This is a genomic window from Bradyrhizobium sp. S69, from assembly GCF_009766005.1.
Classification (GTDB): Bacteria; Pseudomonadota; Alphaproteobacteria; order Rhizobiales; family Xanthobacteraceae; genus Bradyrhizobium.
In genome coordinates this window covers 342,536-355,712 of sequence record NZ_LMUK01000043.1, presented here as the reverse complement: position 1 = coordinate 355,712, position 13,177 = coordinate 342,536, and the positions used below count along the sequence as shown (strand labels likewise).

Sequence of the window (13,177 nt, the reverse complement as noted above, 5' to 3'; positions counted from 1 at the left end):
ATTCAAGCGTCCGTCGCGGCACGAAGCCGACACGGCAGCGCGCGGGTATCGACCGACCCACTCATCGGATCCATTGGCCCGGCATAGGTCAAAGCAGCGTTGACATTGATGTCGAGCACCGCGAATTCGGGGCCGCTGGCTTCAGGGCGCCACCAGCCGATGCCGGTGGTGACGACGTCGGGCGCCGTCCGATCGGTGACCTCCGCGCGCAGGCGGCAAGGAGCGGCGCCGGCCTCGGTCTCGACCAAAATCCAGCATCCGTCGGCAAGGCCGAGCCGTTCAGCGGTCTCGGGGTGAATGCGGATCGTCGGATCGGGCGATACCTTGCGCGCCCATGCCTGTTCCCGGAAGCGCGAGTGATGGTATGTCTTCTCGCGCTGACCGGTCTGCAACACCAGCGGGAAGTCGGCGCTGACGGCGGTCGCCGCGCGCGCATACAGCGGCGCCACGTGGTCGGGCAGCGGATCCAGTCCGAGCTTCGCCAGCGTGTTGGAATAGAGTTCGAACTTGCCACTCGGCGTCTTGATCGACTGCTCTGCGAAATCGCCGAATGTGCACGGAAATTCCACGAAGCCGTCCCGGCGTAGGGCCTGCTGATCGATGTTTGCCTCGCCGATCAGGAACTGATTGAATGCCGCCTGGCTTTGCCATGGCAGGAACTCGGCCGTCAGCGCCCCTCGCGCGCGTAGGCGTTCGACAAGCCCGGCGGCGATTTCCATGTCGCAACGAACTTCTCCGATCCGTGCCGACGCCGGATGGGTGTAGGTGACACACGCGCCGGTCTGGCTGATGTCGATCTCTTCTTCCTCCAGCGTCGTTGTCTTCGGCAGAACGATGTCGGCGACGGCCGCGGTCGGCGTCATGGTCTGCGATGCGACGCAAATGAAATCCAGCGCCTTCAGGGCGGCGAGCGTGCGGCGCGTATCCGGATACATCACCGCGATATTGACGCCGCTGATGTACATGCCGCGGACCGGATAAGGCTCGGACGTCAGGATCGCATCCAGCACGGATTTGTTGTGACACGCGGTCTGCCAACCCGCAGGGCCGGCCCATAGCGGGTATTCGGCAGCACCTATCGTCTGCTTTTCGAGTTCCAAGGGCAGGCGAAAGCGCGGATCGTGCAGCAGGTCCATGTAGGTGGTGTAGCCGGCCGGGCGCTTGGCGCGTCGATTGCCGCCCTCGCGGTCAAGATTTCCACTGATCGCCACCAGGCAATGAAACGCGCGAAACGTCTGAACGCCATTGCTTGCGGCGTCGATGCCGTGGCCGCTGACGAACACCGACGGCCCCCCAGCATAGAGATCGGCCGCTTTGCTGATATCGGCCGCGGAAATTCCGGTCAGCGACGCCGCGTATTCCGGGGTGTACGGGCGCACCCGTTCGGCCAGCGCATCGAAGCCGTGGCACCATTGCTGCACGAACGAACTATCGTGACGCCCCGCGGAGATCATCTGCTGCATCATCGACATCGCAATCGCAGCGTCGGTGCCGGGCTTCGGTTGCAGCCAAAGATCGGCAAGCTCGGCCGCATTGGTGCGGAACGGATCGATCACGATCAGCGAAGCGCCGCGCGCCTTGGCCCGCTTGATCGCCATCCACTGCACCGGATCGGCGCTCATCGGGTTGCGCCCGACCACCAGGATACAGGCGGCGTTCTCGATGTCCTCTCCGTTGGTCATCGAAAGGCCCGTCAGCCTGTCGCTGACGGCGCGGCAGCCGCCGCAGAGATCCTGATTGATCATCCAGTTCGGCGAACCGATCGAGCGCATCAACAGCGCCATGATCGGGCCACGGCTGAACGCGGCGCCGCTGACCGCGCCGACCAGCGCGGTCGGGCCGTATTGGGTGCGGATCGCGGCCATCCTGTCGGCCATCTCGTCGAGCGCTTCGTCCCAGCCGATGCGCTCCCAGCGGCCGCCGCCGCGCTCGCCAACCCGTCGCATCGGATGGGTCAGCCGGTCGGGATGGTAGGTCCACTCCGGCAGCGCGCGCATTCCCTTCACGCAGAAAGCGCCCTTCGATACCGGACTTTTGGTGTTCGGCATGATCTTGCTGACACGACCGTCATCGCCGACCGTGATCAGCGAACCGCATTTGGAGGCGCATTCCCAACAGGTGCTGGCGACGGTGTGAACCATGACGACCTCCGGTGCGGAACTTCGGAGGATAGAGCGCGTTCCGGCATCCCGCCAACGATTCCTTATCGGTTCGGCGACGTGGGTGCCATGCATTCGGCTCAGGGGTGGCGCGGTATCATCTCAGTCCCGCGGCCCGTAGCGCCGCAGCGCCTCCAGCGTGAGGCCCTTGCCGACCGCCCCAAACGTGTCGCCGTCGACCATGCGGGCCGACGGCACCGCCTTGGCGATCGCCTTGCGGACATGGGCGAGCTTGACCGAGCCGCCGGTCAGGAACACGGCGTCGATGCCGTCGGCGGACAAGCCTGCCTGCGCCAGACAGTTCTGGATGCGGGCCGCGATACGATCGGCGAGATTCTTTGTGTGATTGACCAGATCAGCGCGGCCGATGCTGGCGGCCAGACCGGGTGCTACCCATTCCAGCGGGATATCCGCCCGGCGCTGCTCGGACAGCGCGATCTTGGCGTCTTCGACTTCCATCGCCAAAGTGTGGCCGCGCTGTTCCTCGACCACCCGCACCAGCCGATCCAGCAACTCCGGCTCGCTCGCCTCCTGCCGAACCTGACGGATATCCGCGAGCACGCGCGGCTCGTACATCCGGTTGATGCTGGACCAGGTGGCGAAGTCGTGGAAATAGCTCGAGGGCACGTCGAGCCCGGCGCGCTTCATCGGGCTGCCGAAGCCGAACAGGGGCATCACCACGCCGAGGCTGAGCTGACGGTCGAAATCAGTGCCGCCGATCCGCACGCCGTCATTGGCGAGAATATCGGCGGAGCGGTCAGCCTTGCCGTGGCGCTGCGGTCCGAGACGCACGATCGAAAAATCCGACGTGCCGCCGCCGATATCGGCGATCAATGCGACTTCCTCCGTCGATATCAGGCGCTCATAGTCCAGCGCCGCCGCGATCGGCTCGAACTGGAAGGTGACGTCGTCAAAGCCGACTTCGCGTGCGATCTCGCGCAGGGTCTGTTCCGCCTTGCGGTCGGCATCCGGCGCATTGTCGACGAAATGCACGGGGCGGCCATGCACCACGTCGCGCAACTCGCGCCCCGTCGCCTGTTCGGCGCGGCGTTTGACCGCGCCCAGATAGTAGGCGATGACGTCGCGAAAACGCACCCGTTCGCGCCCGAGTCGGGTGGTTTCCTCGATCAGCGACGTGCCGAGCACGGATTTGAGGCTGCGCATCAGGCGGCCGGGCGCGCCCTCGACATAGGCTTCGATCGCCCGGCGGCCGATCAGTACCTCGCCGTCGACCTCATAGAAGATCGCGCTCGGAATCGTGGTATAGTCGGTCTCCAGCGCGACCAGAACCGGCACGCGATTCTCGATCGTGCCAAGCGTCGTATTCGACGTTCCGAAATCAAGTCCGCAGATTGACATGAGCGTTTGACATGGGTGTTTGGAAGCTTCCTGAGGGAGCGTCCGTCTACACATTAAATCGCCATCGATCCACCTTTATCTTGTCGCGCAATAAGTGAGCTGTTTTGCGCAGCCGCAATCGCCGGCCGAGCCGACAGACCTCCATCCACAGAACATTTTGTTTCTTGCATCGGGTTGATGAATCGACGGATGATGGTCCATAAGCGGCGTCCCCGCGGTCGATCGATCCGGCCGCGTCTGCTTCAAGAAGGATTTCGCGTGGTAAACATTCATCGACAGATTGCGCAAGAACTTGGCGTCCGCGAGCAGCAGGTCGAGGCGACGGTGGCGTTGCTCGACGGTGGTGCGACGGTTCCGTTCGTGGCGCGCTACCGCAAGGAAATCACCGGCGCGCTCGACGACGCGCAATTGCGCACGCTGGAAGAGCGCCTGAATTATCTGCGCGAACTCGAAGCGCGGCGCGCAGCTATTCTCGAATCGGTGCGCGAACAGGGCAAGCTCGATGCCGCGCTGGAAGCAGCTATTCTCGCCGCCGACAGCAAGGGGCGTCTGGAAGACATCTATCTGCCGTTCAAGCCGAAGCGCCGTACCAAGTCCGAGATCGCCAAGGAAGCCGGCCTCGAACCGCTGTCCGAGAAGTTGCTGACCGAGCCGAAAAACGATCCGCAGATTGTCGCCGCCTCGTTTGTCGACGCCGAGAAGGCGGTGCCCGACGTCGCCGCAGCGCTCGAAGGCGCGCGCGCGATCCTGGTCGAGCGCTTTGCCGAGGACGCCGATCTGATCGGCGCGCTGCGCGAGCAGATGTGGTCGAACGGAATGATGGCGTCCACGGTGCGCAAGGGCAAGAAAACCGAGGGCGAGAAGTTCGCGGACTATTTCGAGTTCAGCGAGCCGCTGAACAAATTGCCGTCGCATCGCATCCTGGCGCTGTTCCGCGGCGAAAAGGAAGAGATCCTTGATCTGCAATTGCAGCCCGAGGCGCAGCCCGCGGCAGCCGATGTGCAAAGCTCCGCCGAAATGAAGATCGCGCAGCGCTTTGCGATCGCCAACCAGGGCCGCCCCGGCGACCGCTGGCTGGTGGAGACGGTGCGCTGGGCGTGGCGCACCAAGATCCAGATGCATCTCGGCATCGATCTGCGGATGCGGCTGTGGACCGCGGCCGAGACCGAAGCGGTGCGGGTGTTTGCCTCGAATTTACGCGATCTGCTGTTGGCCGCACCGGCCGGCGCGCGGGTCACCATGGGCCTCGATCCCGGCTTTCGTTCCGGCGTCAAGGTCGCGATCGTCGATGCCACCGGCAAGGTCAAGGACACCACGGCGGTCTACCCGCATGAACCGCAGAAGCGCTGGGACGAGGCGCTCGCCATCCTGGGCAAGCTTGCGGTAACGCACAAGGTAGACCTGATCGCGATCGGCAACGGCACCGCCTCGCGCGAGACTGACAGACTGGCGATGGAACTGGTAAAACTGCTGCCGGATCTGAAGATGTCGAAAATCGTGGTGTCGGAAGCCGGCGCGTCGGTGTATTCGGCGTCGGCTTTTGCGTCCGAGGAATTGCCCGAACTCGACGTCACCATGCGCGGCGCGGTGTCGATCGCGCGGCGGTTGCAGGATCCGTTGGCCGAATTGGTGAAGATCGATCCGAAGGCGATCGGCGTCGGGCAATACCAGCACGATCTCGGTGAGACGAAGCTGGCGCGCTCGCTCGATGCGGTGGTCGAGGATTGCGTCAACGCGGTCGGCGTCGATGCCAATACCGCGTCGGCGCCGTTGCTGGCGCGGGTCTCCGGCATCGGCGCGGGGCTGGCGCAAAGCATCGTGCAGCATCGCGACGCCAATGGCCCGTTCACGTCACGCAAGGGCCTCAAGGACGTGCCGCGGCTGGGACCGAAAGCGTTCGAGCAATGCGCCGGCTTCCTGCGCATTAACGATGGCGAGGATCCGCTCGACGCGTCCGGTGTTCATCCGGAGGCCTATCCGGTGGTGCGGCGGATTCTCAGCGTCACCAAAAGCGACATCAAGGCGCTGATCGGCAATGCCGAGATCGTGCGCCAGTTGAAGCCGCAATCGTTCGTCGACGACACGTTCGGCCTGCCCACGGTGACCGACATCCTGCGCGAGCTGGAAAAGCCCGGCCGCGATCCGCGTCCCGCCTTCAAGGCCGCGGTGTTCAAGGAGGGCGTCGAGACCCTGAAGGATCTCAAGCGCGGCATGATACTCGAAGGCACCGTGACCAATGTCGCGGCGTTCGGCGCCTTCGTCGATATCGGCGTGCATCAGGACGGGCTGGTGCACATCTCGGCGATGTCGAAGACTTTCATCAAGGATCCGCGCGAGGTGGTGAAGTCGGGCGATATCGTCAAGGTCAAGGTGCTGGAGGTCGAAGTCGCCCGCAAGCGCATCGCGCTGACCCTGCGGCTCGACGACGAAGTGGGCGCCAAGGCCGATCGCCCCGCGCCCGGCAAGCCGCGCGACATTCCGCGGGCGCAGATGACGTCGTCGGCCCCGCGCAAACCGCAGGAGAGTTCCGGCGGGGCGCTTGCCGAAGCCCTGCGCCGCGCGGCTGAGAAGAACGGTCGCAAGGGGGCGTAACGAAGTATCGGTTTGGCCGCTGGAATCGCGGCCAAACCGAACCCTTCAACCGGCAAAATCGGACAACCGGAACTTGCGAGATTGCCGTGCAGCCGGACGTGCGGCAGACGCGCGAAAATTGGCGCAATTGAACCGGAACTGACTTCGGCGACGAGGCGGAATTTGTGGGTTCACCACCTAACTAAGCAAGCTGCTTCAAAGCACGATCCAACAATTCCAGCCGGTCCTGACCCCAAAATATCTCGCCGGAGGGTAGCACGTAACTCGGTGCACCGAAGACGCCCGCCGCTAGCGCTTCTTTCGTATACTGATCATGCAGGTTGTCGAGTTCGGCGTCCGACGGGCCGTTCGCACGCAGCTCTGCCGCGTCGAGACCAGCTCGCTTTGCGGCCGATGAGATCGTTGCCGGATCGGCGAAAGACTCCTCCCGTTCCCAAAGCGCGCGCCCGAGTTCCAGGGACAGTTTAACGGCATCACTCCCTTGCAGCTTTGCCGCTATGACCAGGCGCGTCGCGGTTGTTTCGTCGCAGGGGAAGTACTTAGGCTCAAGCGTTAACTGAATACCTCGCACCTCGCCCCAGCGTTTCAGCTCCATCATTCGGTACGCGCGGCGTTGCGGCGAGCGCTTTTGCAGCGGCAGCCCACCTGTCTGTTCGAAAATAGGGCCAAATTTGCCGGGTTTAATATTGACGGTTGCGTTATTTCGCTGGGCGGTTTCGGCCAACAGCGCGCAACCGAGATAAGTGAAGGGAGAGTTGAGTGTAATGTAGTAGTCGACGGTGATGGGCATCCGAAATTTTCCAAAAATCCTGATATTATTCCAGACTAGAGCATTTCCGGTTCTGATGGAATCAGAACCGGGCTCTAGATTCTTGTTTTGACGCGTTTTCTTGACGCGAACCGGTGTCCACTTCGCTCGAAAACGCTCTAGCCGTGTGACTTTGTGCCGGCAACCGTATTCGACCACGACCGCTGCGGGCACTTTTCGGACATGGAGCGATGTCCGACTTGAGTCCGTTGTGCGCACCAAAGGGGGACCCCGCCGACTACGACAGATCAGTGCACGTCCTGGCCACAAGTTGGAGAATGGCGGGTTTAATTTGGACCGGAGCGCGCCATCTCACTGCTGCGGAATGCCGGCGTCCTTGATTACCTGCCTCCAGCGGGTGATTTCGGAGGCGATCATGCCGCGCATCTCTTGCGGCGAACTGCCGCGTACCTCGTTGCCCATGTTCTCTAACTTGACCTTGATATCGGGCATTTCGAGCACGGCGCGCACCTCGCGGTTGAGTTGGTCGACGATCGGCTGCGGCACGTTCTTGGGTGCGGCGATGCCGAGCCATGACTTCACCTCATAGCCCGGCACGGTCGCGGCGATCGGCGGCACGTTGGGGATCGACGGCCAGGGTTCGCGGCTGGTGACGCCAAGGCCTCGAATGGTGCCGGCCGCGAGCTGCGGCGCGGTGATGGTCAGGGTGTCGCTCAACAGATCGATCTGGCCGCCGAGCAGATCGTTGATCGGCGCGCCGCCGCCCTTGTAGGGCACATGGATCATCTTGATGCCGGCCATCGACGTCAGCAATTCGCCGACCAGATGTTGCGTCGATCCGACGCCGACCGAACTGAAGGTCAGCGTATCCGGTTTTGCCCTGGCCTCTGCGATCAGGTCGGCCAGCGTGTGAAACCGGCTGTCGGCCTTGACCGCGAGCACAAACGGAAAATACACCACCGTCGAGATCATCTGGAAATCATCGACCGGATCGAACGGCAGCTTCTTGTAGAGCGCCGCCGAGGTCGCGTGGCCGCCGGTCAGCATGATCAGCGTGTAGCCGTCCGGCGCAGCCTTCGCGACATGCTCGGAGGCGATGTTGCCGCCGGCGCCGGTACGGGCCTCAACGATGACGGGTTTTCCGAGCCGGCGCGAAAGTCCTTCGCCGACAATGCGCGCAATCGCATCCGCATTGCCGCCGGCGCCAAAGCCATGCACGAGGGTGACCGGGCGGGAAGGATAATCGTCAGCGCGGGCGGTTGTGCCCGCGATCACAGAAAGAAGCATGGCGACCGCAGCGGCCGCCCTCGAAACTCGTTCCCTCATTCCCCGCCCTTGATTTTGTTTTTCAAACGTGTGGCAAAGCATAGGATGAAGCCGCGCCCGCAACAACCGCACGCGTTACCCTATGAGGCCGTGAGGCTATCTCCGACGTCATCCTGAGGTGCTCGCCGTCTTCGGCGAGCCTCGAAGGATGCTGTTCAGCGCAGTGCGTGCGGCCATCCTTCGAGGCGCGCAAGAAAGCGCGCGCACCTCAGGATGACGCATCAAACAAACCTTGACACCCATTTTCTGATTTGCCCGACGGGCAAATCACCTTCGCACGCGAAATCCTGTCCAGCCCCTTCGCGAAAAATATTTCGCTTTGTTTTTTACCCAACTCACCTTCGTATTGTGGCCGTCCCACCCGACAAGAGGGGCGTTGCGCACGTCACGAAACGCGCGGTGGGATGCGGTGGACGCGGAGTTTGCGAACGACGAACGCAAGCGCTCGCGGACGGCGAAGTCGTGTGGTCCTGACGCCCCAGTGGCTGGTGTTAAGCTCGCAAGAAGCTCACGCTTGTTGGGAGCGACGGTGACAAACAAGCCAGGTCTCGCCGGGGAGAGCACGATATAAGTCGTAAACCATTGCGCAGGGAAGGCCGGATTGCCTCCGCTGAACCTGTATGCTCGTGTGCGTTTTTGATCTGCCTATTTGCACACGAGACCGCGGGTGCAGCGTGCACCCGGTCTTCCCTGCGCCCTCTTCTTTTGGGGCGGAACGAATTTGTAAACCTCGGGCGCATCGAAGCAATCCAGCTCTTTCCTTGCGACTCCTGGATTGCTTCGCTGACGCTCGCAATGACGGCTTTGGGCGCGTCGCGCTTACTTCATCGCGTCATAGATCGCGAAGGAATAGGCGCCTTCGGGCTTCTTGGTGATCACGGGATCGGAGCCGCCGGCCATCAAGGTCGCAACGGTGCGATCGTAATCCTTGACGTCGAGCTTGCCGTCGGTTGCACCGAGCAGCTTGCCGATTTCGCCCATCATCCGCTTCTGGTCCTTCTCGGTCTTGGCGCCGGTGGTGTCGGCGGCGAGAATGATCTTCACGGCTTCATCCGGATGCTCCTTGGCGTAGTCCCAGCCCTTCATCGACGCCTTGACGAATTTTGCCATCTTGGCGACGAAGGCCGGATCCTTCAGATTCTTTTCAAGCACGTAGAGGCCGTCTTCGAGGGTGGCGACGCCTTCGTCTTCATATTTGAAGACCACGAGCTGGCTCGGCTTGAAGCCGCCATCGATCACCTGCCAATATTCGTTGTAGGTCATGGTCGATACGCAATCGGCCTGCTTCTGCAGGATCGGATCGACATTAAAACCCTGCTTGATCACCTTGACCCCGCCGGCGGAGCCATCGACCTTGTAACTGAGCTTCGACATCCACGACAGGAATGGATATTCGTTGCCGCCGTACCAGACGCCGACGGTCTTGCCCTTGAGATCGGTCGGCTTCTTGATGCCGGTATCGGCGCGGCAGGTCAGCTCGAGCCCGGACTTCTTGAAGGTCTGCGAAATGTTGACCAGCGGCACGCCCTTTTCGCGCGATGCCAGCGCCGACGGCATCCAGTCGACCACGACATCGGCGCCGCCGCCCGCGATCACCTGCGGCGGAGCGACGTCCGGCCCACCCGGCTTGATCGTGACGTCGAGGCCGGCTTCCTTGTAGAAGCCCTTGTCCCTGGCGACGAAGTAGCCGGCAAACTGGGCTTGCGAAACCCATTTGAGCTGGATGGTGACGGAATCGGCGGCCTGCGCGCTCGCCATCGACAGGCCCAGCGTCAAGCCCGCGGCCAATACCAATGTGTGTTTCATCGAAAACTCCAATTCATCGACCTAGCCGATCTAGGTCCGATACGAAGGGTGCCAAAAAGTCGTCGCGCGTTCGGCCAGCGTGACAAGTCCGTAGAAAGCCATACCGGCGAGGGCAGCGAGGGCGATTTCAGCCCAGACCATGTCGATGGCCATCCGTCCCGCCTCGGTGGAGATGCGGAAGCCGATGCCCTGCGTCGGTGTCCCGAAAAACTCTGCAACGATCGCGCCAATCAGCGCCAGCGTGGCATTTATCTTCAGCGCGTTGAAGATGAACGGCAGTGCCGCCGGCAGATAAAGTTTGGTCAGGCTTTGCGAATAGTTCGCAGCATAGGACCGCATCAGGTCGCGCTCGATGTGTCCGGAGGCGGACAGGCCCGCCAGCGCGTTCACCAGCATCGGGAAGAAGGTCACCAGCGCGACGACGGCCGCCTTCGACGGCCAGTCGAACCCGAACCACATCACCATGATCGGGGCGATGCCGACCAGTGGCAGCGCGGAGAAGAAATTGCCGAGCGGCAGCAGTCCGCGGCCCAGGAATTCAAAGCGATGCGCCAAAATCGCGACCAGCAATCCGGCGCCGCAGCCGATCACGTAGCCGGCCAGCACGCCCTTGACGAAAGTCTGGAAGAAGTCCGCGCCCAAGGTCGGCAGCGAGGTCATGAACCGGGAAGCGGCGGCGCTCGGCGCCGGCATCAGCACCGGCGGCACGCCAAAACCGCGCACCGCGACTTCCCAGAGATAGAACACGATCGCGCCGAACAACAAAGGCACCAGCAGATTGAGAGCCCGCCGCCGATTGGCTCGTATCGGGCGCATCGCGGCCAAACTGACCACCGACATCGCGGAGGCCAGCCAGACCGCGGTGACGATCGCCCAGAACCCGGCCGCCGCCGATCCCGCAATTCCTGTGTCGCGAAGCAGAAGCAGCGAGCTTGCCGCGGCCAGCACCACGCCGACGAGGCCCGGCACCGTCGCCCGGCCATCGGCGAACCAGGCCGCCACCAGAAACAACAGGCCGGCCATCGCGACCTCGGGCCAAGCGGTCGGCCGCATCCGCAGCGATGGCTCGCCGGCGGCCAGCGGCAGCACAAAGGCCAGTGCGATCGCAACGGCTGCGAACACAAGGCCGAGGCGAAGCTTGCGCGGGTCCATCAATGGGCTCCCATGCGACGGTTAACGCCGCGCTCGATCAGGCTGACAATCCCGATCAGCCCGGATGAAAGCACGGCGGCGGCGACCAGTGCCGCCCATAATTGAATGGTCTGGCCGTAATAGGAGCCCGCCAGCAGCCTTGCGCCGATACCGGCTTCCGCGCCGGTCGGCAGTTCGGCGACGATGGCGCCGATCAGCGAGATGGTGATCGCGACCTTGAGGCTGGCAAACAGATAAGGCACCGCCGAAGGCCAGCGCAGCTTGAACAGCACCTGGCGCGGCGTTGCCGACCAGGTCTGCATCAGTTCGAGTTGCAGCGGATCGGGAGAAGTAAAGCCCTTCACCATGCCGATGGTGACGGGGAAAAAGCAAAGGTAAGCCGAGATCAGCGACTTCGGTAATAGCCCGGTCAGCCCGATGGCGCCGAGCACGACGATGAAGATCGGCGCCAGCGCCACGATCGGCACCATCTGCGAGCAGATGATCCACGGCAGCAGGCTGCGCTCCAGCACGCGGCTGTGCACGATCATCAGCGCCAGCAGCGTTCCGAAGATGGCACCGAACGCGAACCCGATCAGGGTCGCCGACAGCGTCACCAGCGAATGATAGACTAGGCTGCGCGGGGCAAGCGGCGGATAGCCGAACACGCCGTCGACGAAGGTCGACACGATCTGGTGCGGCGCCGGCAGCAGCGGACGCTCGGCGCTCATGGTTCCCGCCAGCACGTGGGTCGTCGTGTAGGGCGTTTCCTCGCGCTCGAACCCGTCGCGCACGAGATTCCAGTTCATCGCGACCGCGGCAATGTACCAGATCACCATCAGCGCCAGCACCATGGTCACGACAGGGGCGTAGCGCTCGACCAGCGGATGGCGAAGCAGCGATCGCCGCGTCTGCAAGCGCAGCGCGAGCGAGCTACTCGTCATAGGCAAGCTACTCGTCATACGAATGTCCCGCGCGCAGGCCGGTGCGGACGCGCTGGGCGATCTTGAGGAATTCCGGCGTTTCCCGGATCTCCAGCGAACGGTCGCGGGGAAAATTACAATCGATGATATCGATGATGCGGCCCGGCCGCGGCGACATCACGACGATCTTGCTCGACAGAAACACCGCTTCCGGAATCGAATGGGTGACGAACAGCACCGTCTTCTCGGTCGACTTCCACAATTGCAGCAATTGCTCGTTGAGGTGGTCGCGCACGATCTCATCGAGCGCGCCGAACGGTTCGTCCATCAAGAGCATCGCGGGATCGAACGACAGCGCGCGCGCGATCGAGACCCGTTGCTGCATGCCGCCGGATAACTGCCAGGGGAATTTGCGTTCGAAGCCGGTCAAATTGACCAGCGACAGATAATGCTCGACCCGTTGCTGCTGCTCGGCTTCGGAAAATCCCATGATCTCCAGCGGCAGCTTCAGGTTCTTCTCGATGGTGCGCCACGGGAACAGCGCTGGGGCCTGGAATACATAACCGTAGCTGCGCCCGAGCCGCGCATTTGCCGCGCTCATGCCGTTGACCTCGAGCGATCCCGACGAGGGCTGCTGAAGGTCGGCGATCACCCGCAACATCGTGGTCTTGCCGCAGCCGGACGGGCCGATGAAGGAGACGAATTCGCCTTCGGCGACCTGGAGGCTGACATGGGAGAGCGCCTCGACCCGGCCGTCGGCGGTGTCGAAGGTCAGCGAAATATCCTGCGCGTCGACCACCAGCCGCTTCGGTGCTGGGTCGATCGAGGGGGGCTGTTCCGATGGCGAGGACGAGTGAGCCAATTTGACCGAGGTAAGAGGTGACACTTGATGTTCCGGACGGAGCTTGGTTGCCGGTTCGCTGAGGATGGACATGCTTAGCTCTGGCGATGCCATGACGAGAGTGTGGCAAAAGCCGCCAGCGGTGGCGCGCCCAATGTTTGCGCACGCCGACATAATAATAAGCAGGGTTTCGCTGCAATTAGAAGCACTTATTCGACCCTAACGCCCCGCGGGCTTTGACTTGCATCGTGCCGCGACCGATACTTTCACC

General features: G+C 62.8%; 9 protein-coding genes. 1 reads left to right on the top strand and 8 read right to left on the bottom strand.

What is annotated here, in order from left to right:
* Nucleotides 1–2: 2 nt before the first annotated feature.
* Together GSQ88_RS24025 and GSQ88_RS24020 are read right to left on the bottom strand one after the other, a co-directional pair.
* Nucleotides 3–2,141 carry a molybdopterin-containing oxidoreductase family protein gene (locus tag GSQ88_RS24025; RefSeq protein ID WP_159010232.1) on the bottom strand — a complete coding sequence of 713 codons (2,139 nt, stop codon included), beginning with the start codon at nucleotides 2,139–2,141 and terminating at the stop codon, nucleotides 3–5.
* 120 nt (nucleotides 2,142–2,261) lie between these two features.
* The gene (locus tag GSQ88_RS24020; protein WP_159010231.1) at nucleotides 2,262–3,518 is read right to left on the bottom strand and encodes an Hsp70 family protein; all 1,257 of its coding nucleotides are present in this window, start codon (nucleotides 3,516–3,518) and stop codon (nucleotides 2,262–2,264) included.
* A 258-nt stretch (nucleotides 3,519–3,776) separates the two neighbouring features.
* Between GSQ88_RS24020 and GSQ88_RS24015 the strand changes: the two genes are divergently transcribed.
* Nucleotides 3,777–6,110, top strand: a complete 2,334-nt coding sequence (locus GSQ88_RS24015; RefSeq protein ID WP_174248093.1) for a Tex family protein — start codon at nucleotides 3,777–3,779, stop codon at nucleotides 6,108–6,110.
* 181 nt (nucleotides 6,111–6,291) lie between these two features.
* On the opposite strand, the gene GSQ88_RS24010 is transcribed toward GSQ88_RS24015, so the two are convergent.
* The 6 genes from GSQ88_RS24010 to GSQ88_RS23985 all read right to left on the bottom strand — a co-directional run bounded on the left by GSQ88_RS24010 (nucleotide 6,292) and on the right by GSQ88_RS23985 (nucleotide 12,999).
* Nucleotides 6,292–6,900, bottom strand: a complete 609-nt coding sequence (locus GSQ88_RS24010) for a 2-hydroxychromene-2-carboxylate isomerase (protein WP_159010230.1) — start codon at nucleotides 6,898–6,900, stop codon at nucleotides 6,292–6,294.
* Between the two features lie 330 nt (nucleotides 6,901–7,230).
* Complete coding sequence (locus GSQ88_RS24005) at nucleotides 7,231–8,166, bottom strand: Bug family tripartite tricarboxylate transporter substrate binding protein (RefSeq protein WP_246784968.1); 936 nt, start codon at nucleotides 8,164–8,166, stop codon at nucleotides 7,231–7,233.
* 858 nt (nucleotides 8,167–9,024) lie between these two features.
* Nucleotides 9,025–10,011, bottom strand: a complete 987-nt coding sequence (locus GSQ88_RS24000) for an ABC transporter substrate-binding protein (protein ID WP_159010228.1) — start codon at nucleotides 10,009–10,011, stop codon at nucleotides 9,025–9,027.
* 30 nt (nucleotides 10,012–10,041) lie between these two features.
* Nucleotides 10,042–11,034: an ABC transporter permease gene (locus GSQ88_RS23995; protein ID WP_502706766.1), complete on the bottom strand. Its 993-nt coding sequence runs from the start codon at nucleotides 11,032–11,034 to the stop codon at nucleotides 10,042–10,044.
* Nucleotides 11,035–11,162: 128 nt separating this feature from the next.
* Nucleotides 11,163–12,086, bottom strand: coding sequence for an ABC transporter permease (locus tag GSQ88_RS23990; RefSeq protein WP_159010226.1), 924 nt, complete (start codon nucleotides 12,084–12,086; stop codon nucleotides 11,163–11,165).
* Nucleotides 12,087–12,093: 7 nt separating this feature from the next.
* Nucleotides 12,094–12,999 (bottom strand): ABC transporter ATP-binding protein, encoded by a 906-nt coding sequence (locus GSQ88_RS23985; RefSeq protein WP_159010225.1) that lies wholly within the window; start codon nucleotides 12,997–12,999, stop codon nucleotides 12,094–12,096.
* Nucleotides 13,000–13,177 lie beyond the last annotated feature (178 nt).

Coding starts and splice junctions, on each gene's coding strand:
- GSQ88_RS24025 (WP_159010232.1), bottom strand. CDS start 2,141: ATGGTTCACACCGTCGCCAGCACCTGTTGGGAATGCGCCTCCAAATGC.
- GSQ88_RS24020 (WP_159010231.1), bottom strand. CDS start 3,518: ATGTCAATCTGCGGACTTGATTTCGGAACGTCGAATACGACGCTTGGC.
- GSQ88_RS24010 (WP_159010230.1), bottom strand. CDS start 6,900: ATGCCCATCACCGTCGACTACTACATTACACTCAACTCTCCCTTCACT.
- GSQ88_RS24005 (WP_246784968.1), bottom strand. CDS start 8,166: ATGCTTCTTTCTGTGATCGCGGGCACAACCGCCCGCGCTGACGATTAT.
- GSQ88_RS24000 (WP_159010228.1), bottom strand. CDS start 10,011: ATGAAACACACATTGGTATTGGCCGCGGGCTTGACGCTGGGCCTGTCG.
- GSQ88_RS23995 (WP_502706766.1), bottom strand. CDS start 11,034: ATGGCCGGCCTGTTGTTTCTGGTGGCGGCCTGGTTCGCCGATGGCCGG.
- GSQ88_RS23990 (WP_159010226.1), bottom strand. CDS start 12,086: ATGACGAGTAGCTCGCTCGCGCTGCGCTTGCAGACGCGGCGATCGCTG.
- GSQ88_RS23985 (WP_159010225.1), bottom strand. CDS start 12,999: ATGTCCATCCTCAGCGAACCGGCAACCAAGCTCCGTCCGGAACATCAA.